Below are 20,404 nucleotides of genomic sequence, written 5' to 3'. Positions count from 1 at the left end.
ATGCTAGAATCATGCTATTCTAAAAAGAACTGTAGAAAGGGGTACGACCGATGACTAACGAACAAATGATTGAGGAAATTCTCGACAAAATGAACATCATCAACCGCGGCGCCATCAAAGCGGAAGAATATAACCGTGCCGACGCCTCAGCCGTCAAAGAGATTTATGACTACGTGATGAACCGCTCATCGCTGTCGATCTCTGAAGTGGATGGGATTGTCGAAGAACTCGGACAATTGACGTGATGAGATGACAGAAAAGGAGTGGACCCATTGAGGTCCACTCCTTTTCTTATAGGCCGGCGTACTGCCGGTTGAATTCAATCAACGCTTCTTTCGCCGCGAGTTGCTCGGCTTCTTTCTTCGATCGGCCGATGCCTTCGCCGACGATATCGTCTGACAGACGGGCATGGGCGACGAACTCCCGGCTATGGGCCGGACCACGCTCTTCGATAATCGTGTACGAGACAGGCCCGAGACCTTCTCGCTGGACGCTTTCTTGGAGCTGACTCTTATAATCGGTCTGTTCTTCAAACACACCGGCCAAGACTTTCGGAAAAACCGCTTCGGCGAGGAACTGTTCGACTGGTTCAATCCCTTGGTCCAGATAGAGCGCGCCGATGTATGACTCGAACACATCCGCGAGTAGCGCCGGACGCTTGCGTCCGCCGGTCAACTCTTCGCCTTTCCCAAGCAAGATAAAATCAGAGAAAGCATAGGCTTCCGCAAAGTTGACGAGTGATGGCTCACAGACGATGGCCGCCCGCAACTTCGTTAATTCCCCCTCGGAGCGCTCCGGATACGTCTCATACAAAAACCGAGACACCGTCAACTCGAGCACCGCGTCGCCTAGAAACTCTAAGCGCTCATTGTCTTTTTTCAGACCGCGTTGTTCGTTGACGTATGAGGAGTGGGTGAACGCTTGCATCAATAGGTCTTGGTTCGTGAATCGAACCGACAGCCGTTCTTCAAGTACTTTAAACTGCTCGAGAATCCGTGACCGCTCGAGCTCATTTCGCCGACGCCGTTGCGCCGACCCTTGACGGTCAAACCGTCGCTTGTCCTTTGTCATAATTCCCTCCGTGTATAAGCACAAGCCCACCGCTCATGACGAGCGGTGGGAGGCTTGATTACAATTTAGTTTCGATGTAAGCGACGACGTCGCCAACAGTCGCGAGCTTCTCAGCATCTTCGTCTTCGATTGTGATATCGAACTTGTCTTCAAGGTCCATGACCATTTCCATTACTTCGAGCGAATCCGCACCGAGGTCATCCTTGAATGATTTGTCGGCTGTGATCTCAGATACATCTTTCCCGAGTTTCTCTGCCACTGCTGCTTGTACGTCTACTAAGATTTGTTCTGTTGTCATGATAAAATCCCTCCAAATTAAAGTATATAAAATGTGTTTCGATTGGTAAAGTTCTGATTTTAAGCCATCGTCATGCCGCCGTCAACGGCGATCGTCTGACCCGTCACGTAAGCCGCTTGGTGAGAGGCGAGGAATGAGACGAGGTTCGCCACATCTTCGACCTGACCGAAGCGATTGAACGGGATTTGACCGAGCGTCGCCTCGCGTTGCGCATCTGTCAACGCGTCAGTCATGTCCGTCTGGATGAAACCAGGACAGACGGCGTTCACCGTCACGTGACGTCCGGCGAGTTCACGCGCGACCGACTTCGTCAGCCCGATGAGCCCCGCTTTTGCCGCCGCGTAGTTCGCCTGACCGGCATTCCCCGTGATCCCGACGACCGAAGCGATATTGATGATGCGGCCCGCCTTCGATTTCAAGAGCGTCCGCGTCGCGGCTTGCGACGTCAAGAACGCACCTTTCAAGTTTGTCGACAGGACATCGTCAAAGTCAGCTTCCTTCATGCGCATAAGCAGACCATCCCGCGTGATGCCTGCATTGTTGACGAGACAATCGATGCGGCCGTACGTGTCGACCGCCGTCTTGATGAGTGCTTTCACATCATCACTGCTCGAGACGTCGGCTTTGACGGCGATGGCCTCGCCACCGTTCGCTTCGATCTCGCTGACGACGGCGTTCGCTTTCTCAACACTACCCGAGTAATTCACGACGACCCGAAAGCCGTCCTCCCCTAAACGCTTCGCGATGGCGGCCCCGATTCCTCGAGATGCGCCTGTCACGATTGCTACTTGGTCATGCACGTACTTCTCCTCCTAACGCGGCCACCTCTTCGAGCGTCGTCGCCTGTTTGATTGTCACTTTCGAATCGATCCGTTTGATAAGACCTGACAGCGGTGACGTCGGACCGAACTCGATGAACGTGTCGACACCAGCGTCGATCGCTTTGCGAACACACGCTTCGAATCGGACCGAGGCGTACAATTGCTCAGTGAGAAGTGCTTTCAATTTTTCCGGGTCGGTATGGACATCCGCATCGACGTTGGAAATAATCCCAATCGCCGCCGGTTTGAACGGCGAAGAAGCGAGCACATCTTTGAACCGCGTCGCGGCCGGCATCATGTAGGAGCTGTGGAACGCCCCTGAGACGTTCAGCGGCAAGACGCGTTTCGCGCCTGCTTCTTTCAAGTCTGTTTCGGCCTGTTTGACCGCATCGACATGACCCGAGATGACGAACTGACCCGGACAGTTGTAGTTGGCGATTTGTACAAGGTTCCCGCTAGCACTGATTTTCTCCGTCACATGGAACGCTTCGTCGACATCGGTCATACCGATGACGGCTGCCATCGTCCCATCCTTCACTTCTGACATGAGCTTGCCGCGTTCGTGGACGAGCACGCTCGCTTCTTCCAAGTCGATGACGCCGGCGACGACGAGTGCCGTATATTCTCCGACGCTGTGACCGATCACCAAGTCTGGAGTGGCCCCCGTTTTGGCGTGAGCTTGTGCGAGTGATGCCGCATGCGCCACGATGGCCGGTTGGGCCACTTCTGTCCGTTGAAGCTCTTCTTTTGATCCTGCCGCCATGGCGTCGAGTAAATCAAATCCGAGGCGACGGTTGATCGCTTGCAGTTGTTCAGGATTGTCGAGGAACGTTTGGCCCATGCCGACGGCTTGTGACCCTTGTCCCGGAAATACCCATGCTGTTTTCCCCATGTACTCACCTTCTTTGAATTAGTTTGTGGCTTTTGCTTGTTTGATTTTCGCGACGACGTCGTGATCGACCATGATTTTCGCCTGTTTGAGCGCGCTCATGATGGCGAGCGCGTCGCTCGAACCGTGTGCTTTAATGACCGGGGCGTTGATTCCGAACAAGCCGGCCCCACCGTGTTCCCGATAATCTAATGTTTGTTTCAATCGCTTCAACTTCGGTTTTAAGACGAGAGCGGCGAGCTTCGAGACGAGATCGCTCGTGAACTGCTCTTTCATCATCTTCATGAGCATCGACGACGAACCTTCGACACCTTTGAGCAAGATGTTTCCAGCGAACCCTTCCGTGACGATGACATCGACATCACCGGACATCGCCTCGCGCGCTTCCACGTTGCCGACAAAGTGGACCGGGGCTTGTTCAAGGAGGGGGTACGCCTCTTTCGTGAGGGCGTTTCCTTTCCCAGCCTCGGTCCCGATGTTCAGTAGCGCGACCCGCGGACGTTTGACGCCGCGAACGTGCTCGGCATAGAGCGTGCCCATGATCGCATAGTCGACCAAGTGCTCGGCCTTCGCGTCCGGGTTGGCCCCGACGTCTAAAATGACGACACCGCTACCCGTATATGTAGGGAACGTAGGTGACAACGCGGGGCGCTCGATTCCTGGGATCCGTCCGATGACGAACAGTGACGCCGCCATGAGAGCACCGGTATTCCCAGCCGAGACGAGTGCGTCGGCCTCTCCGTCTTTGACGAGTTTGGCCGCCACGACGAGTGAGCTGTCCTTTTTGCGACGGACGGCTCGGACCGGTTCGTCGTCCCCGGTGATGACCTCGCTCGCTGGAACGATTTTGATTCGCGGGTCGGTCAACCCGTACGAAGCGAGTTTGACCTCATCTCCGACTAAAAAAAGTTCCATCGATTCGTTCGGGAATGCGTCGGCAAACTGCTTGACGCCTTCCACGATCGCTTTCGGGGCGTGATCCCCGCCCATTGCATCAATTGCTAATTTCATGCCTGTTCCTCCTCACCGCGACGATAAATCGTGAAGTCTCCGCTAAAGACACACTCTTCGCCGACATAACTATCCACTGTGACGTCCGTTCTTCCGTCCCGACGCAGTTTGATCACACGAGCCTTGGCAACGACTCGCTCTCCAAGATGGACTTGGCGACTGAAGCGGATGTCCGCTTTAGTGGTCAACGCCAATTCATCATTGATGAGCGCCACCGCTAACGAGTTGGCCTGGGCGAACAATACATGTCCCCGGGCGATCTCGTTGCGGCTAAAGACGTGTTCTCTCTCAATGTCGAGAACCGAGATGGCCGATTCATCGAGCTTCAAGTCAATCATATCACCGATGACCTCGCTCATGGCGAGCGACTTCACTTCATCGAGGTGTTCTGAAGCAACATGCTTAATCCGTTCTCTCACTTCCGGAATTTTCAACTCCATCCGATCGAGACGAATCGTTTGAATACTGACGGCGAACTGCTTCGACAGCTCTTCGTCTTTGATGAACGGGTTACGATCAATCGTTTCTTGCAATAAGCGTTGCCGCTCTTTCTTAGGTACCCGCATTCAGTTCCCTCCTAAACTCTATGCTAAAGAACTTAATACCTGGTACTAATAGCAGTATATATTCTTTAGATTGTATTTTCAAGTGTTGTTTCTCATTCCAAGCGGCTCTCGACGAGTAAGTCGAGTCGCTTCAAGTATTGACGGAGCGGCGCATACGTCGCTTCATTCCAAAACGCCTCGCTGCCGAGCAGACGAACCGCGTCTTGCATCGCTACCTCCATCACTTTTAAATCAAGTACGGGATCGGCGACGCGGAAGCTCGGAAGACCGCTTTGGGCCGTCCCAAAGAAATCACCGGCCCCGCGCAATTCCAAGTCTTTCTCGGCCAAGACGAATCCATCGTTCGTCTCCGTCATCGTCTTCAAACGAAGTTTGCCGACATCGGACTTCGGGTCTCCTACCAATATACAATAAGATTGGGCGGCGCCTCGACCGACGCGTCCGCGCAACTGGTGTAGTTGCGCCAAGCCGAACCGCTCCGCATCATGGATGATGATCAGCGAGGCGTTCGGGACGTTCACGCCGACCTCGACAACCGTCGTCGAGACGAGGATTTGAAGGGCATTGCTGGCGAACGCCTTCATCACGTCATCTTTCTCGGTGCTCGACAGTTTTCCGTGCATGAGACCGACCGCGTAATTTGGGAAGCGTTCTCGCAACACTTCGTAGAGTGCGGTCGCACTCTCGACCTCGAGCGTGTCCGATTCCTCGATGAGCGGCGCGATGACGTACGCTTGGCGTCCAAGCGTCAGTTCACGGTCGACCATCGCGTGGACCCGGTCGATTTGGTCGGTCTTGGCCCAATACGTCTCGATCGGTTTCCGGCCGGCCGGCATCTCATCGATCGTCGAAACGTCCATCTCGCCGAAAGCACTGATGGCGAGCGTCCGTGGAATCGGTGTCGCCGTCATATAGAGCACGTCGGCGAGCTCCGCCTTGTCACGGAGCATCTTGCGCTGTTCGACTCCGAACCGGTGTTGCTCGTCGGTGATGGCTAAATGTAGGCGCGAGAACTCGACCGGCCCTTGGATCAAGGCGTGCGTCCCGACGATGATATCGACGTCCCCCGCTTTGATGGCCTGAAGCAACTCAGTACGGGCCTTGCCTTTGACCGAACTCGTCAATAAACCGACTCGAATCCCGTACGGTTCAAACAGCGCTTGAAGCGAGGCGAGATGCTGTTCAGCCAAAATTTCGGTCGGGACCATGAGCGCCCCTTGATAGCCGGCGCTCACCGTCGCATACAAGGCGATCGCGGCAACGACTGTCTTTCCGCTCCCGACATCCCCTTGTAGCAACCGATTCATTCGTTCTGGCACTTCTAAATCCCCGACGATTTCCCGGATGACACGCGTCTGCGCCCCGGTCAACGGAAACGCAAGTTGTTTGACGAATTCGTTCAATTGAGGCTTATCGAGCGTGAGGGCACGGCCTTTACCCGACCGTTCCATCTTCCGGAACGCCTGAAGCTTCAATTGATAGAGCAGACATTCTTCATAGACGTAACTGCGGCGTGCCTGTTTGTACGTCTCGACCGAATCAGGGAAATGCATCCCTTTTAACATCGCCTCCCGATCCTCGAGACGATAGCGTTGCCGAATCAATTCCGGCAGGCGGTCCTCGAACGAGGTCGTCTGTTCAAACGCAAGCTTGACGATCCGGCTGAAGTTCTTCTGGGTCAACCCGGCCCGAAGCGAATAAATCGGTTGCAGCCCGTCCGACAGTTCACCGAACTCGAGGTCGGTCGCGCTGATTGTCATCCGGTTCATGTCCCATTTCCCTTTGACCGTCACGGTGGCGCCGAGCGTGAGCTTATCTTTATAGAACGCCCGGTTGAACATCGTCACGTGGACGACGTAGCGTTCCTCGAGCAATAGCCGAAATTGGAGCCGGTTCTTGCCTTTACTGTAATAACGGACGAGCGGTTCCGCTTGGACGGTACCGCTCCATTTGACGAGGTCGCCGTGGATGGCCGTCGTTACCGTGCCGCTATTATAATTTTCATAACGAAACGGAACGTGCTCCAGCACGTCCTCGATTCGTTCGAGACCCATCGTCTCTAATTTTTTGGCCATCTCTGGCCCGACCCCTTTGAGCGTCGTCAGCGCCTCACTTCTCGACATTTTCTTTCTCTCCAAAGATGTTTCGTTCGAGACGGCGGGCCGTCGGCGTATTGGCAAGTCCGCCGCGGGCTGTCTCTTTCAACGCGGTCGGCATCATCTGGCCGATCTCATGCATCGCCGAGATGACCTCGTCACAAGGGATGCGAGACGTGATACCAGCGAGGGCCATATCGGCCGCGACAATCGCGTTCGCTCCACCCATGGCGTTCCGTTTGACACACGGCACTTCGACGAGACCCGCCACCGGGTCACAGACGAGACCGAGCATGTTTTTCAAGGCGATCGCAAACGCCGTCGCCGATTGTTCCGGCGTCCCACCGGCTGCTTCGACGATGGCCGCCGCGGCCATTCCGGTCGCCGAACCGACTTCCGCCTGACAACCACCGGCCGCCCCTGAAATCGAGGCGTTGTTGGCGACGACGAACCCGAACGCACCAGACGTGAACAAGTACCGGACCATTGCCTCGCGGTCCATTTCCAGACGTTCTTTGACCGCAAACAACGTACCCGGTACGACACCGGCGCTACCGGCCGTCGGGGTCGCACAGATGCGTCCCATCGCCGCGTTGACTTCATTCGTCCCGATCGCTTTGGCGACCGCGTCTAAAATCAAATCCCCAGCGAGCGACTTGCCCGAGCGGATATAGTCGGTCATGAGCACGGCGTCATTCCCCGTCAACCCCGTCACGGACGTCACGCCCTCGAGTGCCCGCGCAACCGCCTCTTCCATCACCTCGAGGTTGCGTTCCATCATGCCGACGACGTCTTCACGCGTCGAGCGTCTGACGTGCACTTCTTGCTCGATCATCACTTCTGAGATCGGGATGCCCCGCTCTGTTGCCGTTCTGACTAATTCTTCTACTGATTTAAACATATTGGTGTCTCCTTATTCCCCAAAGATGGCTACCCGCTCGATTTGAGGTAACCGCTCGATTTCCGCTAACACGTCTTTTGACAAATGATCATCAATCTCGATCGCCATGAGCGCTTGCTTGCCTTTCTCATGACGGCTCACTTCCATGTGCCCAATATTCAACTCATGCCGGGCCAAAATACCCGTCACGGCCGCGATCGCCCCGAAGCGATCGTGGTGCAAGACGACGAGTGCCGGCCCGCCGCCCGACAATTTGAGCGGGAATCCGTTCAACTCGGTGATCTCGATCGTCCCGCCGCCGATTGAAATTCCGACGATCTCAAACGTGCCGTCCTCGTCTTCTAGCCGGACGCGGGCCGTGTTCGGATGATCCGTCAGCGCATCGCTCGTCTCAAAGACGACCTCGATGCCGCGTTCTTTCGCGAGATCGAGCGCTTGCGGGATCCGTAAGTCGAACGTATCGAAGCCCATGATGCCACCGACGATGGCCACATCGGTCCCGTGTCCCCGATACGTATCGGCGAACGACCCATAAAACGTGATGTGCGCGAGCCGTGGCGTCCGCCCGAACAGTTTTCCGGCCATGAGACCGATGCGGGCGGCGCCCGCCGTATGCGAACTCGATGGACCGACCATGACCGGTCCGATGATATCAAACACACTGCGATATTTCATCGCATTTCCCCCTTTCAAAAAAACCCTACCTTCATTATACAGAAGGTAGGGCTGAGTTACAGCTTATTCCACACTAAAAATGTAGGAGTAGAGCGGTTGTTTCCCGTCATGAACCTCGATTTCGATCTCGTCGTTCTTCGACTCGATGTACGCCGAGAGTGCCTCCACGTCTTCTGCTGACGAACCTTCGCCCGTCAAGATCGTGATGATCTCGTCGTCGGCATCGACGAGGACGTCGACTAATTTCTTCGCCGCTTCGAGGCTCGAGGCCGATGAGGCGACGATTTTCTTCTCGGCGATCGCCATGTGGTCGTCTTTACGAATCTCGACACCGTCGATGCTCGTATCACGAACCGCATACGTCACTTGACCAGACTTGACCGTACTAGCCGCCGTCTTCATGACGCTTTCGTTCGTCTCCACATCGGCTTCCGGGTTGAACGCGATCGCTGCCGCAAGTCCTTGTGGCACCGTCTTCGTCGGAATGACCGAGACGCCGCAAGGTGCGACCGAGGCCGCTTGTTCGGCAGCCATGATGATGTTCGAGTTGTTCGGGAAGATGAAGACATGGTCCGCGTTGGCCGCTTCGATCGCCTTGACGATATCTTCCGTCGATGGGTTCATCGTCTGACCGCCCTCGATGACGTGGGCCGCCCCGAGTGAACGGAACAATTCGCTGACGCCTTCACCCATGGCGACCGTGACGATCGCATACGGTGCTTTCGTCTTCGGAGCCGTCGGTTGGACGCCATGTTGGTTCGCGCCGTGCTCTTCTTCTAGAATGGTCGAGTGCTGTTGACGCATATTCTCGATTTTGACAGCGACGAGTTCACCGTAACGCTGTCCTTTCGTGATGACGTCGCCTGGCGTCTCGACGTGAACGTGAACTTTAAGCAACTCTTCATCTGCGACGACGAGGAGTGAGTCCCCGAGTTCAGACAGTTCGTTGCGGAACGCGTCCTCGTTGAACGGGGCATCCTTCAACTTCGCATCTTGGAAACGAACCATGATTTCCGTGCAATAACCGAACTCGATGTCTTCGGTCGACATGAATCCTTGCGCGGCGTGGGCATGATGTTCGGCTTCGATGAGCGCATCCATGACCGGTGCATGTGGCTTCTCGAGCTCTTTTCCTTCGAGGCTCGCAAGGAACCCTTCATAAATAACGAGCAAGCCTTGGCCGCCCGAATCGACGACGCCGACTTCTTTCAAGACCGGCAATAAGTCCGGCGTCCGCTCGAGTGAAGCTTTCGCTTCCACGATCACACGTTCCATGAACTCGTTGAAGTCGCTCGTCGACTCTGAAGCACGGAGCGCTTCGTCGGCCGCTTCACGAGCAACCGTCAAAATCGTTCCTTCAACCGGTTTCATAACCGCCTTGTATGCCGTGTCGACACCACGTTTCAATGCCTCAGCAAAATCGACTGTCGACACTTCGGTCTTTCCTTCGATCGCTTTACCGAAGCCACGGAACAATTGGCTTAAAATAACACCGGAGTTCCCGCGTGCCCCCATCAAGAGACCACGTGCAAACTTCGATGAGACGTCAGCGATATTTGTCGTGTTGAGTGCGGCCACTTCCTTCGCACCCGATGTCATCGTCAAATTCATGTTCGTTCCCGTGTCGCCGTCCGGCACCGGGAAGACGTTAAGCGAATCTACATAATCCGCATTCTGGCTCAAGTTGGCTGCACCGTTCGCGACCATGTTCGCGAACACCAATCCATCTAAACGTTTTAAACCCACACCAAATCCTCCTTCGTTCTCGTCAGTCATTCGTCAGACGAACGCCTTGTACGAATATGTTTACCGACGAAACGTTTAATCCTAAAGTTTCACCGAGCGTGTATTTCACACGGCTTTGCACGTTATATGCGACTTCCGACACTTTCGTCCCGTAACTCACAATGATGTGCATGTCGATATGTACGTCTTCTCCATCTTGACGTACGACCACGCCTCGGGCGTAGTTTTCACGCTTCAATAGTTCTGCAATCCCGTCTTTCAATTGAGCTTGAGACGCCATTCCCACAACGCCGAAACATTCCATCGCCGCACCGCCTGCGAGTGTTGCGACCACGTCGTTCGTGATGTCAATATTGCCATATGTTGTCTTCATTTCAATTGCCATATGGAGTAGCCTCCTTCATTCGGAATGATTCCTTCACTACATTCTACAATAAGTACCTAGTTATTAAAAGAACCTGCTCCATAAACTCGGTCAATTGTAGCCGTAACCCTCATTCATTATTAAAATCCTTTCCAGTAATGTCAAGTTTTTTTCTTGTCATCCTATGATTTTCTAGTTGCATCGTGAAAAAACCCGTGCTAATATAAACGAGTGTCTATTAGGACGAACCCACATAAAAAAGGAGGGGAAACGCATGGCACGTAAATGCTACGTAACAGGTAAATCACCTAAATCAGGTAACAACCGTTCGCACGCACTCAACAAGACAAAACGCACTTGGGGTGTAAACGTACAAAAAGTTCGTATTCTCGTTGACGGTAAACCTAAACGAGTTTGGGTTTCAGCTCGCGCTCTTAAATCAGGTCTCGTTGAACGCGTATAATTTTTATACACGAACGAAATAAATCCCAGCGGCATTCGCCGATGGGATTTTTTTGTGTTCATTTTTTGACATACAGCACGAGGACCATACCTTCGTGCACGATCAAATCCGCTGATTCGCAGGCCCACTCGTTCGAAATCGTGAGCGCCTCATGGCTGACGACATCGTGACGGTCGAGCGGATATTTGACGCCGCGGATTGACACGTTCGCCCGCTTCCACGGGATGAGCGACAAATAATGATCGGCTTGACGTGGGAGCTCGTGACGCCCAGCTCCAACAAGACGAACGGTTTGCCCCGCCGTGAACAAACGCATCTCTGGATATGCCTCGAGCAGCCCGATATTGCCGAGCGTCATATCGAGGCGTCCACCGAGAGCGCCGTATACGAGCATCTCCGTCGCCCCGTGTCCACGGGCCGCCTCGAGCGCGATCTCGAGGTCGGTCACGTCTTTTTCAGATGGATAACGGACGGCGTCAATCGGCACTTCGCCCGTGAAGGAGTCGAAATCGCCGACGACGAGATCCGGGTTCAGCCCGTGGTTCAACAGTGTCTCGTACCCCCCGTCGACGCCGATGATATAATCGACGTCACGCGGGAGTCCCGAGATTGGTTCCGGGCTGGCCGCCACAATCAACACCCGCATTAGCGGAGGCCCCGGGTCGCGAGCGTGGCGAAACGTGGTGCCGAGACGAACAAGAGAACGAGGACGACGGCCGACACGAGGAAGGACGGCAACATATACGTCATGTTATAAGCGAACGAATAGGCGACGACCGGCCCTTCCGCGTACTCGGCGAAGAAGACAATCCCTGATAAGACGTGGGCGCCGTAGCGAAGCAAAGAACCGAGGAGCGCCCCGATCACCAAGTAGACGACGAGCGTCTTTTTCGCCTCGTCCTTGGCGGCCCGTTTCACTTGACCAGCGAACAGTCCGGCCATCCCGACGACACCGTAAGCGAACGTGTAGTCGAGCAGGAACTGGACCGGTGTGAAAATGTAAGCCCCGAACAGCAGTTGCAACGTTCCGACGAGCGCTCCTGTCGCCAGTCCGCCTTTTAATCCATGGCGGTACGCCATCACAAAGATCGGCAACATCGCCAGGCTGATCGATCCGCCCTGCGGCATCCGGAACGGGATGAGCAAATCAAAGATCAAGCCGAGTGCGGCGAACAATGAGATTTCAATGAGCGCCTGTAGTTTTAAACGTTGTTTCATCTTATTCCCTCCTTATTGTATGAGCGAACGACAAAAAGCAGCATGACGTAAACGCCATGCTGCTATCGAGTAGCAACGTGCATTTTCGCCACATCCCTACGTCCGTGTGAACGGAACAGGTTCAAAGGGTTAGCAAATGCCTCTCAGCCACAGAATGTGACACCCCTTGCGACAATATTTGTTGTTCTATCGACAATTATACACGAGAAGCGTGACGAATGCTATCGATTGCGTCTTTATAGCTCGGCTCGTTATAGATGGCTGAACCAGCCACGAGCACATCAGCGCCAGCGTCGATGCATAATTTCGCCGTCTCAGCGTTGACACCGCCGTCAATCTCGATTTCAAAGTCGAGACGACGCACTTGGCGCATCTCGCTCAGCGCCGCGATTTTCGGGACGACCGATTCGATGAATGCCTGGCCCCCAAAGCCAGGGTTCACCGTCATGAGGAGCACCATGTCGACGTCACCGAGCACGTGTTCAATCGACGACAGCGGCGTATGCGGATTCAAGACGACACCACACTTGGCGCCGGCCGCTTTGATTTGTTGCAACACGCGATGCAAATGATTCGTCGCTTCAACGTGAACCGTGACGATATCCGCCCCGGCCTTGATGAAATCTTCGACGAACCGTTCGGGCTGGTCGATCATCAAATGGACGTCTAACACCATGTCCGACTTCTTCCGTAAGCTCGCTAACACCGGGAGACCGATCGAGATGTTCGGGACGAATTGACCGTCCATGACGTCAAAATGGATGTAATCCGCTCCGGCCTCTTGGACCGCCTTCACTTCTGCCTCTAAATTGGCGAAGTCCGCCGCTAAAATCGATGGTGCAATTTTAATCATGTCAGTACCTCCGTTGTCTATCGTTTAACTCTGCCATAAACGTAACATAATTCTCATAGCGGGTGGAAGCGATTTCTCCCGCCTCGACGGCCGCTTTGACGGCACAACCTGGTTCGTTCAAATGGGCACAACCGCGGAATTTACAGTCATCATGCCGCTCGACGAACTCAGGGAAACACCAGCGCATCTCTTCGACTTCGAGTTCTTCTGGGAACTCAAGGCTCGAGAAACCAGGCGTATCGGCCACGAGCCCGTCAGCGAGCGTGATCAGCGTGACGTGACGCGTCGTGTGCTTACCGCGCCCAAGTGATTTCGAGATCTTCCCGGTCGCAAGTTCAAGCTCAGGTGCGACTGCGTTCAAGAGCGAACTCTTACCGACCCCGGTCTGTCCGGCGAACACACTCGTCTTCTCCTTAAACGACCCGCGGATTTTTTCGATCCCCGACCCGTCCTCGGTCGACGTCTCGATGACCTCATAGCCGATGGAACGATATAAAGCCGCTGCTTCATGAATCTTCTCCCGTTCCGACTCCGTCAACAAATCCATTTTCGTCAAAACGATAATCGGATGGACTTGCTTCGACTCGATCAAGACGAGGAAACGGTCGAGCAGATGGAACGAGAACGCCGGCTCTTTTACCGAGAATAACAAGAACGCTTGATCGATGTTGGCAATCGGCGGGCGGACGAGATGGTTCGACCGCTCGTCAACAGCCAATATATAACCGGTACCATCCCCTTGGTCTTGGATGTCGACATCGTCACCGACGACCGGCGAGATGTTCCGGTTGCGGAAATTGCCGCGGGCGCGACAACGGATCTCTTGTTTTTCTTCCGTCATGACGTCATAAAATCCGCCTTGTAATCGAATAATCGTACCTTTCATTCCATTCCCTCCTTAGAAAAAGAGGCGACGCGCACGCCACCTCTTCATTGTGAATCTTTTGCTTGTGCGTAAGTCACCGTATCCGTGCGAACGACTTCGCCGTCGACTTCAATCGTCGCGGTTCCGACTTCGTCCGGTGCGATGACGAGCGTATACGAGTAAGTCGTCGTCTCCGTTATCTTATCACGCAACACCTCGACTTCGCCACGGGCGTCGACCGTCCGAATGACGACTTCGAGTGCCTCGGCTTCTTCGCCTTCAGCGGGCGGCTCGATTTCGACGTTGACTTCCCGTTCAATCGAGACGTCCGTCGGTTCGACCCCTTGTGACACGATGACGGTCAGTTCCGTCCCCGGGTCGACTGCCGTACCGGCCGTCGGGAGTTGACGGATGATTTGATTCGCAGGAACGCTCGTTGAATACTCATCACGTTTGACGATTTTCAAGCTATTCTGTTCGGCATACGTCGTCGCTTCCTCGAACGTATAGCCCGCCAAGTTGGCGAGTTCGATTTTATTGCTGCCGGTCGAGACGACGAGCGTCACCGTCTCTTCAGATGGGACGACCTCGTTGCCTGGGGCGATCGATTGGGAGATGACATCCCCGCTATCGACCGTCTCGGATGCCTCCGACTGAATCTCGATATCCGTGAACTCAAGATCTTTGAGCGTCCGCTCGGCCGACGACTGGGACAGTCCTTCAACATCCGGCATCTCGACCGTCTCTTTTCCGGCCGAGACGACAATCGTCACGGTCGTCCCACGTTTCGGCTTCCGTCCGGCTTGCGGTGTCTGCGAGATGACGTCGCCAGCCGCGATGTTGTCACTCGCCCGTTCAGTTGCCTCGACGACAAAACCGGCCGTTTCGAGCTCGGTCGTCGCCTCGTCGCTCGTCATGCCGACGACGTCCGGGACGACGGCACGGGACATCTCATCGGCGATGACATATGCCCCGATTCCGCCGCCAATCAACAAGAAGAGGAGTAGGAGCCAAAGCCACCACTTCTTCTTCCGTTTCGGCTTCGGGTTCGCTGTCTCAGGTTCGCTCGGTGCGACCGGTTGTTCCGGTGTCTCTTTGACGTTCGGTTCGTCCGGGACGACCGGTGACATGACGAGCGTCTGATCGAATGCGTCCTGTTCTGTACTGAGGCGTTTCGGTTCGTTCGCACGTTCCGGGTCGAGCGCCGTCATGCAATCCTTCTTAAAGGCGGCGACCGATGTGTGACGGGCGCCCGGTGATTTCGCCAGCGCCTGCATGATGCAGTTCTCAAGCGCTTGCGGGATGTTCGGGTTCAAATCCATCGGTCGAATCGGGTCGTCTTGCAAATGTTGAAGTGCGACGGCGACTGGCGTCTCGCCGATGAACGGAACGCGTCCGGTCACGAGTTCATAGAGCACGGCACCGAGTGAATAAATATCTGACTTCTCATCGGCGAACTTTCCGCGCGCCTGTTCTGGAGAAAAGTAATGGACCGAGCCGAGCACTGACATCGTATGGGTCAGCGTCGCGTTCGACATGGCCACCGCAATCCCAAAGTCCGTCACTTTGACGTTGCCGCTCTGATCGATCATCATGTTTTGCGGTTTGATGTCCCGATGAATGATTCGATTCGCATGGGCATGGTCGATGGCATCACAAATCTGTCCCATGATGCGAAGCGCCTCGTCGACAGATATGTACTCTTCTTGCAAATATTGTTTCAGCGTCATCCCGTCGACATGTTCCATGACGATGTAATAGATGTCGCGTTCGTCTCCGACGTCGTAAATGGCGACGATATTCGGATGGTTCAGACTCGTCGCCGCATGGGCTTCTCGTTCAAACCGGCGTATAAATTGTTCATTATGCGAGAATTCAGATCGCAACACCTTGATGGCGACGGTTCGGTTTAAAATCTCATCGTGAGCCCGGTAGACATTTGCCATGCCGCCGCTGCCGATTTGCTGTTCGATCCGATAACGATCGTTGATTCGTTCTCCACTTCGCATCGGATTCATCCTCTCTTTCTATCTGTGAACTGGACGAGGGCAACAGTGATGTTGTCACTCCCACCCAAACGGTTGGCTCGATCGATCAATTGATCCGCCTTGACGTCCGCCGAGACGGGGCGTTCCAAGACTTGCTTGATCTCGTCATCGGTCAAATGCGTCGTCAAGCCGTCCGTACAGATTAAAATCGTGTCAAACTCGGGTTCGGCAAACACTTGCAGATCAGGTTCGACATGCTCTTTCGAGCCGATCGCACGGGTGATGATATTACGTTTCGGGTGGACGCGCATCTCTTCCTCGGTCAACTCCCCGAGCTGCTTCAACACGTTCACGTAGGAATGGTCTTCTGTCAACTGCTGAAGTTTATCGTCACGCAAGGCATACACACGACTATCCCCGACGTGGACGATGACGATCGTCTCGTCGTGCCAGCAGACACCGGCGATCGTCGTCCCCATCATGAGCAGGTTCGCTTGTTTCGAGAAGTCGAGCACTTGCTCATTGGCCAGTTCCACGTTGTGGCGAAACCAATTCTCCATCTCCATCGGTGAGGCCGGAAGCGTCGGGAAGGCACGACGAAACTGCTCGATGACGAGCTGACTCGCGACCTCCCCGGCTTCATGCCCTCCCATACCGTCGGCCACGAGTGCGATCCCGGCGTGCTCGTCCCCTAAAATCAAGACGGCATCCTCGTTTTGCGCTCTCACTTGCCCCCGGTCGGTTCGGTATGCTAATTCCATCTTCCTGATTACCTCGTTTCTTGTTCGCGCTCCTTCGCTCGAAGCTGCCCACAAGCCGCATCGATATCCGAACCTTGTTCGCGACGAATCGTCACGTTCACTTTTCGGTCTTTGAGCACTTTTTCAAAGGCAAAAATTTGTTTACGTGGTGTGCGGACGTAGTCGCGCTCGAGCACGTGGTTGACTGGAATCAAGTTGACGTGACATTTGACGCCTTTCAACAAGTCCGCCAACTGATGGGCGTGTTCTTCCGTGTCGTTGACACCACCGAATAAACCGTATTCGAACGTGATGCGGCGACCACTCTTCTCTGTATAGTAGTTGACGGCTTCCATCAACTTATCCAAGTTGTACGCACGGTTGATCGGCATGAGACGAGTCCGAATCTCTGTCGTCGGCGCGTGAAGCGAAATGGCGAAGTTGATGCGCATCCCTTCATCGGCGAACTTGTAAATCTTCGGTACAATCCCACTCGTCGACACGGTGATATGGCGTGAACCGATGTTCAAGCCGTCATCGTGGTTGACCGTGCGCAAGAAGCGCATCAATTCGTCGTAGTTATCGAACGGTTCGCCGATACCCATGACTACGATCGAGTCGACTCGCTCTCCGCTCGCGTCGAGCGCGCGTTGGACGTCGAGGACTTGCGCCGTGATTTCACCGGCTTCTAAGTTACGTTTCAAACCGCCGAGTGTCGAGGCACAGAATGTGCAACCAATCCGGCAGCCGACTTGTGTCGTGACACAGACCGAGTTGCCGTACTCGTGACGCATGAGCACGGTCTCGATCGAATAACCGTCTTGAAGCTCGAACAAGAACTTGATCGTGCCGTCCTGTGATTCTTGACGGACGAGTTCTTTCAACGTCGTCAATTGGAACGCCGCGTCTAATTTCTCGCGGAGCGGTTTAGAGACGTTCGTCATATCGTCGAACGATGTCACACGCTTGACGTACATCCAGTCATATAACTGTTTCGCGCGGAACGATTTTTCTCCTGCTTCGATGAGCCACTGTTCGAGTTCTGAATACGTGAGGGAATAGAGTGACGGCTTGGCACCGACCAATGGATTTTTTTCAACTGCTTTTGGATTCATGTTTATACCTCTTTCTTGAATGCGGCGATATAGAAACCGTCCGTCCCGAACGTCGTCGGGAGTAATTTGAGTTCAGCGCGGTCCGATGACACCATCGGGCGCAATACTTGGGGAAGACGGTCTTGGAGTGTCTCATCCCACGTCAATCCGTTCGACAAAATGTAATCGGCCTGCTGCTCATTCTCAGACGGGTCAATCGTACATGTCGAGTACACTAGCGTACCACCTCGTTTGAGGAGTGGCAAGACGGCGTCGATGATTTCACGCTGGACTTTCGGCAGTCCGGCGAGAGCAGATTTGTCTTTTGTCCATTTGATATCGGGCTTGCGGCGGATGACGCCGAGTCCTGAACATGGGACATCGAGCAAAATCCGATCGAAGCTCTCCGGTTCAAACTTGTCACCGGCCTGACGGGCATCGAGGGCAAGTGCGGTCACTCCATCGATATGCAGACGCTTCGCTTGTCGTTCAATCAACTTCGCTTTATGCGGATGCAAGTCGAGCGCGACGAGCGTTCCGCCGTCCATGCGTTCGGCCGTATGCATCGCTTTCCCGCCCGGGGCGGCACAAGCGTCGAGCACGCGTTCTGTCTTCGCGGCTTGAAGCGCATCGGCGACGATCATCGAGCTCTCATCTTGAATCGACAACAAGCCCATGTCGATGAACGCCGTCGCGTGAACGTTTCCGGACTCGATGACGAGCCCGTCCGCTGATAGTTCCGACCGTGTGGCGACGACATCGACTTCAGCGAGCCGTTCAATCATCTCGTCAACGGTGACACGTTGGCGGTTGACCCGGACTGTGACCGGCGCCGGTTCGTTATTCAATTTGCACATCGCCTCGGTCGCTTCGACACCATACGTCTCCACCCATTCGGCGACGAGCCAATCAGGATGGCTATGTTCGATGGCAATCCGTTCAGCGTCTGGCAGCGTGCTCAAATCCGGGAACCCATCCCGGACGACGTTGCGCAACACGCCATTGACGAACTTGCCGGTTCCCGAATGGCCCCGTTTTTTCGCGATTTCAACCGCTTCATGCAACACGGCCCGATCCGGGATCTTGTCGAGATAAAACAGTTGATAGACGCTCATCCGCAAGAGCGGCAAGACAAATTTGTCCAATTTTTTCGGGTTTTGGACCCGCTTCTCTAAAATATAATCGAGCGTCCGTTTCCGACCGAGCGTCCCGTAGACGAGCTCCGTGTAGAGGCCGACGTCTTTCGTCGCTAATTTTTTTTGTTTCAATAGGTCGTTGACCGCAATCGTCGAATAGGCGCCGCCTTGTTCGATTTTGATTAGCGTATCAAGCGCTGCAACTCGTACGTTCATATTATCCTCCTAGTCGATCGCCGACTTGTAACTTTTGGCCGGCCCCACGCATAAATGTGGCCCCGTCCATTCGTTTTTTACCAGATGGTTGCAAATCGATCACTTTGATAGCGACCGCGTCACCTGTCGCGACGACAAACCCATCCTCTTCAAGCCGTACAATCGTTCCCGGTTCACCCGTCCCTGACGTCTTCGACCCGAAGAACAGTTTGACCCGTTCACCCGCAATCGTCGTATACGCCGTCGGGAACGGATTCATCCCTCTGATATGGTTATAAATGTCTGTGCCCGAACGGGTCCAGTCAATCTGTTCCCGCTCCCGGCTGATGTTCGGTGCGAACGTGACGTCACGCTCGTCCTGCGGCACGGCTTCAATCCAACCAGCAAGGAAAGCAGGAAGCGTCTTGATTAACAAGTCAGACCCTGCGACCGCGAGCTTGTCGAACAACGTACCGACCGTGTCCAATTCTTCGATTGGTACGACCGTGTTGGCAATCATATCGCCGGCATCGAGCTTATCGACCATGTACATGATCGTGACGCCCGTCTCTTTGTCCCCGTCGAGGATGGCTTGATGGATTGGAGCACCACCCCGATGTTTCGGCAAGAGCGAGGCATGGACGTTGATGGCTCCATGTTTCGGCGCTTCTAACAGTTCGGTCGGAACAATTTGACCGTACGCCGCCGTCACAATCAAATCCGGTTCAAGTGCCAAGATGTCCGCATAATCGGTGCGCACCTTTTCAGGCTGTAACACCGGGATGTTGTGGCGCAGGGCACACTCTTTCACCGGCGTCGGTTTCAGTTCGCGTTTTCGTCCGACGGGCTTGTCCGGTTGCGAGACGACACCTACGACATTGTATCCTTCTTCGAGCAAGCGCTCAAGTACGGATACGGCAAACGTCGGAGTGCCCATGAAGACGATGCGTTGATCCGTCCCTTTTTCCGGCACGGCGAGTTTGTCCGTGAACAACACCCCGTCGAGATGATCGATCTCATGTTGAATCGCCCGGGCGAAGAAACCGCTCGCCTTCACTTGTTGGGTGCGGCCCTTCAAATCTTGCGTCTTGACGACGATCGTCTCATGCCGTTCGACGAATCCGAACTCTCCCGGGATGCTCAAGCACCCTTCAAGGCCGACCTCGCTTCCCGACGTCTCGATGATCTCTGGATTGATCAACACGAGCGGTCCCGTCTCATCATCCGTATGGACGACGGCGAGCCGTTGATTCAAGTTGACCTGCGGGGCGGCAACGCCGACGCCGTCATATTCGTACATCGTGTCGAACAGTCGATCGACCGTCTGACGCAACTTTTTATCAAATTTCGTCACCGGATCACACGTGACCCGTAAAATCTCATTTGGAATCTCTACTACTTTATACATCTGGTT

The 20,404-nt window shown here is 54.6% G+C and carries 22 protein-coding genes, 1 pseudogene and 1 riboswitch; of the genes and pseudogenes, 2 read left to right on the top strand and 21 right to left on the bottom strand.

Features of this window, described 5'->3' with window-relative positions; translation table 11 throughout:
• Positions 1-50: 50 nt before the first annotated feature.
• Positions 51-245: a DUF1128 family protein gene (locus tag KNP02_RS05165; protein WP_021067093.1), complete on the top strand. Its 195-nt coding sequence runs from the start codon at positions 51-53 to the stop codon at positions 243-245.
• 46 nt (positions 246-291) lie between these two features.
• On the opposite strand, the gene rnc is transcribed toward KNP02_RS05165, so the two are convergent.
• The 11 genes from rnc to KNP02_RS05110 all read right to left on the bottom strand — a co-directional run bounded on the left by rnc (position 292) and on the right by KNP02_RS05110 (position 10,459).
• Positions 292-1,071, bottom strand: coding sequence for a ribonuclease III (gene rnc / locus KNP02_RS05160; RefSeq protein WP_138859619.1), 780 nt, complete (start codon positions 1,069-1,071; stop codon positions 292-294).
• A 58-nt stretch (positions 1,072-1,129) separates the two neighbouring features.
• The gene (gene acpP / locus KNP02_RS05155; RefSeq protein WP_021067091.1) at positions 1,130-1,369 is read right to left on the bottom strand and encodes an acyl carrier protein; all 240 of its coding nucleotides are present in this window, start codon (positions 1,367-1,369) and stop codon (positions 1,130-1,132) included.
• 59 nt (positions 1,370-1,428) lie between these two features.
• Positions 1,429-2,169 (bottom strand): 3-oxoacyl-[acyl-carrier-protein] reductase, encoded by a 741-nt coding sequence (fabG, locus tag KNP02_RS05150; RefSeq protein ID WP_138859620.1) that lies wholly within the window; start codon positions 2,167-2,169, stop codon positions 1,429-1,431.
• Complete coding sequence (gene fabD, locus KNP02_RS05145) at positions 2,162-3,082, bottom strand: ACP S-malonyltransferase (RefSeq protein ID WP_138859621.1); 921 nt, start codon at positions 3,080-3,082, stop codon at positions 2,162-2,164. The genes fabG and fabD overlap by 8 nt, the downstream gene beginning before the upstream one ends.
• Before the next feature lie 18 nt (positions 3,083-3,100).
• Positions 3,101-4,090 (bottom strand): phosphate acyltransferase PlsX, encoded by a 990-nt coding sequence (plsX, locus tag KNP02_RS05140; RefSeq protein WP_214707439.1) that lies wholly within the window; start codon positions 4,088-4,090, stop codon positions 3,101-3,103.
• Positions 4,087-4,656, bottom strand: a complete 570-nt coding sequence (gene fapR, locus KNP02_RS05135) for a transcription factor FapR (protein ID WP_021067087.1) — start codon at positions 4,654-4,656, stop codon at positions 4,087-4,089. Before fapR ends, plsX begins: the two co-directional genes overlap by 4 nt.
• A 92-nt stretch (positions 4,657-4,748) precedes the next feature.
• Positions 4,749-6,779, bottom strand: coding sequence for an ATP-dependent DNA helicase RecG (gene recG / locus KNP02_RS05130; protein WP_214707437.1), 2,031 nt, complete (start codon positions 6,777-6,779; stop codon positions 4,749-4,751).
• The gene (sdaAA, locus tag KNP02_RS05125) at positions 6,766-7,653 is read right to left on the bottom strand and encodes an L-serine ammonia-lyase, iron-sulfur-dependent, subunit alpha (protein WP_034777145.1); all 888 of its coding nucleotides are present in this window, start codon (positions 7,651-7,653) and stop codon (positions 6,766-6,768) included. The genes recG and sdaAA overlap by 14 nt, the downstream gene beginning before the upstream one ends.
• Before the next feature lie 12 nt (positions 7,654-7,665).
• On the bottom strand, positions 7,666-8,328 hold the full coding sequence (gene sdaAB / locus KNP02_RS05120) for an L-serine ammonia-lyase, iron-sulfur-dependent subunit beta (RefSeq protein ID WP_034777144.1): 663 nt from the start codon (positions 8,326-8,328) through the stop codon (positions 7,666-7,668).
• A 63-nt stretch (positions 8,329-8,391) separates the two neighbouring features.
• The gene (locus tag KNP02_RS05115; RefSeq protein ID WP_214707435.1) at positions 8,392-10,074 is read right to left on the bottom strand and encodes a DAK2 domain-containing protein; all 1,683 of its coding nucleotides are present in this window, start codon (positions 10,072-10,074) and stop codon (positions 8,392-8,394) included.
• Between the two features lie 22 nt (positions 10,075-10,096).
• Positions 10,097-10,459 (bottom strand): Asp23/Gls24 family envelope stress response protein, encoded by a 363-nt coding sequence (locus KNP02_RS05110; protein ID WP_016509701.1) that lies wholly within the window; start codon positions 10,457-10,459, stop codon positions 10,097-10,099.
• A 253-nt stretch (positions 10,460-10,712) separates the two neighbouring features.
• On the opposite strand from KNP02_RS05110, the gene rpmB reads away from it, so the two are divergent.
• Positions 10,713-10,901 carry a 50S ribosomal protein L28 gene (gene rpmB / locus KNP02_RS05105; RefSeq protein ID WP_015881349.1) on the top strand — a complete coding sequence of 63 codons (189 nt, stop codon included), beginning with the start codon at positions 10,713-10,715 and terminating at the stop codon, positions 10,899-10,901.
• 58 nt (positions 10,902-10,959) lie between these two features.
• On the opposite strand, the gene KNP02_RS05100 is transcribed toward rpmB, so the two are convergent.
• From KNP02_RS05100 to def, 10 genes and pseudogenes are all read right to left on the bottom strand, one after another.
• A complete protein-coding gene (locus KNP02_RS05100) occupies positions 10,960-11,547 on the bottom strand; it encodes a thiamine diphosphokinase (RefSeq protein WP_214707433.1) in 588 nt (195 codons plus the stop codon).
• Positions 11,547-12,119 carry an energy-coupled thiamine transporter ThiT gene (thiT, locus tag KNP02_RS05095; protein ID WP_214707431.1) on the bottom strand — a complete coding sequence of 191 codons (573 nt, stop codon included), beginning with the start codon at positions 12,117-12,119 and terminating at the stop codon, positions 11,547-11,549. The genes KNP02_RS05100 and thiT overlap by 1 nt, the downstream gene beginning before the upstream one ends.
• A 76-nt stretch (positions 12,120-12,195) precedes the next feature.
• Positions 12,196-12,296, bottom strand: a riboswitch (TPP riboswitch).
• Positions 12,297-12,315: 19 nt separating this feature from the next.
• On the bottom strand, positions 12,316-12,972 hold the full coding sequence (gene rpe / locus KNP02_RS05090; RefSeq protein ID WP_214707429.1) for a ribulose-phosphate 3-epimerase: 657 nt from the start codon (positions 12,970-12,972) through the stop codon (positions 12,316-12,318).
• Position 12,973: 1 nt separating this feature from the next.
• On the bottom strand, positions 12,974-13,858 hold the full coding sequence (gene rsgA / locus KNP02_RS05085; RefSeq protein ID WP_214707427.1) for a ribosome small subunit-dependent GTPase A: 885 nt from the start codon (positions 13,856-13,858) through the stop codon (positions 12,974-12,976).
• Between the two features lie 44 nt (positions 13,859-13,902).
• Complete coding sequence (gene pknB, locus KNP02_RS05080) at positions 13,903-15,846, bottom strand: Stk1 family PASTA domain-containing Ser/Thr kinase (RefSeq protein ID WP_138859630.1); 1,944 nt, start codon at positions 15,844-15,846, stop codon at positions 13,903-13,905.
• Between the two features lie 5 nt (positions 15,847-15,851).
• A complete protein-coding gene (locus tag KNP02_RS05075; protein WP_034777132.1) occupies positions 15,852-16,586 on the bottom strand; it encodes a Stp1/IreP family PP2C-type Ser/Thr phosphatase in 735 nt (244 codons plus the stop codon).
• An 8-nt stretch (positions 16,587-16,594) separates the two neighbouring features.
• Complete coding sequence (rlmN, locus tag KNP02_RS05070) at positions 16,595-17,680, bottom strand: dual-specificity RNA methyltransferase RlmN (protein ID WP_034777130.1); 1,086 nt, start codon at positions 17,678-17,680, stop codon at positions 16,595-16,597.
• Between the two features lie 2 nt (positions 17,681-17,682).
• Positions 17,683-19,011: a 16S rRNA (cytosine(967)-C(5))-methyltransferase RsmB gene (gene rsmB / locus KNP02_RS05065; RefSeq protein ID WP_034777128.1), complete on the bottom strand. Its 1,329-nt coding sequence runs from the start codon at positions 19,009-19,011 to the stop codon at positions 17,683-17,685.
• A gap of 1 nt (position 19,012) precedes the next feature.
• Entirely contained in the window at positions 19,013-19,927 is a 915-nt protein-coding gene (fmt, locus tag KNP02_RS05060) for a methionyl-tRNA formyltransferase (protein WP_308162237.1), read from the bottom strand.
• A gap of 39 nt (positions 19,928-19,966) precedes the next feature.
• A pseudogene (def, locus tag KNP02_RS15070) lies at positions 19,967-20,398 on the bottom strand (peptide deformylase); the annotation flags it as partial.
• Positions 20,399-20,404 lie beyond the last annotated feature (6 nt).

The sequence above is a fragment of the Exiguobacterium sp. s40 genome (assembly GCF_018617905.1).
GTDB classification, from domain to species: domain Bacteria; phylum Bacillota; class Bacilli; order Exiguobacteriales; family Exiguobacteriaceae; genus Exiguobacterium; species Exiguobacterium mexicanum_A.
Note: the sequence above shows the minus strand (reverse complement) of the source record. Positions and strands in the feature narration are given on the sequence as shown.

Coding starts and splice junctions, on each gene's coding strand:
- KNP02_RS05165 (WP_021067093.1), top strand. CDS start 51: ATGACTAACGAACAAATGATTGAGGAAATTCTCGACAAAATGAACATC.
- rnc (WP_138859619.1), bottom strand. CDS start 1,071: ATGACAAAGGACAAGCGACGGTTTGACCGTCAAGGGTCGGCGCAACGG.
- acpP (WP_021067091.1), bottom strand. CDS start 1,369: ATGACAACAGAACAAATCTTAGTAGACGTACAAGCAGCAGTGGCAGAG.
- fabD (WP_138859621.1), bottom strand. CDS start 3,082: ATGGGGAAAACAGCATGGGTATTTCCGGGACAAGGGTCACAAGCCGTC.
- plsX (WP_214707439.1), bottom strand. CDS start 4,090: ATGAAATTAGCAATTGATGCAATGGGCGGGGATCACGCCCCGAAAGCG.
- fapR (WP_021067087.1), bottom strand. CDS start 4,656: ATGCGGGTACCTAAGAAAGAGCGGCAACGCTTATTGCAAGAAACGATT.
- recG (WP_214707437.1), bottom strand. CDS start 6,779: ATGTCGAGAAGTGAGGCGCTGACGACGCTCAAAGGGGTCGGGCCAGAG.
- sdaAA (WP_034777145.1), bottom strand. CDS start 7,653: ATGTTTAAATCAGTAGAAGAATTAGTCAGAACGGCAACAGAGCGGGGC.
- sdaAB (WP_034777144.1), bottom strand. CDS start 8,328: ATGAAATATCGCAGTGTGTTTGATATCATCGGACCGGTCATGGTCGGT.
- KNP02_RS05110 (WP_016509701.1), bottom strand. CDS start 10,459: ATGGCAATTGAAATGAAGACAACATATGGCAATATTGACATCACGAAC.
- rpmB (WP_015881349.1), top strand. CDS start 10,713: ATGGCACGTAAATGCTACGTAACAGGTAAATCACCTAAATCAGGTAAC.
- KNP02_RS05100 (WP_214707433.1), bottom strand. CDS start 11,547: ATGCGGGTGTTGATTGTGGCGGCCAGCCCGGAACCAATCTCGGGACTC.
- thiT (WP_214707431.1), bottom strand. CDS start 12,119: ATGAAACAACGTTTAAAACTACAGGCGCTCATTGAAATCTCATTGTTC.
- rpe (WP_214707429.1), bottom strand. CDS start 12,972: ATGATTAAAATTGCACCATCGATTTTAGCGGCGGACTTCGCCAATTTA.
- rsgA (WP_214707427.1), bottom strand. CDS start 13,858: ATGAAAGGTACGATTATTCGATTACAAGGCGGATTTTATGACGTCATG.
- pknB (WP_138859630.1), bottom strand. CDS start 15,846: ATGCGAAGTGGAGAACGAATCAACGATCGTTATCGGATCGAACAGCAA.
- KNP02_RS05075 (WP_034777132.1), bottom strand. CDS start 16,586: ATGGAATTAGCATACCGAACCGACCGGGGGCAAGTGAGAGCGCAAAAC.
- rlmN (WP_034777130.1), bottom strand. CDS start 17,680: ATGAATCCAAAAGCAGTTGAAAAAAATCCATTGGTCGGTGCCAAGCCG.
- rsmB (WP_034777128.1), bottom strand. CDS start 19,011: ATGAACGTACGAGTTGCAGCGCTTGATACGCTAATCAAAATCGAACAA.
- fmt (WP_308162237.1), bottom strand. CDS start 19,927: ATGGGCACTCCGACGTTTGCCGTATCCGTACTTGAGCGCTTGCTCGAA.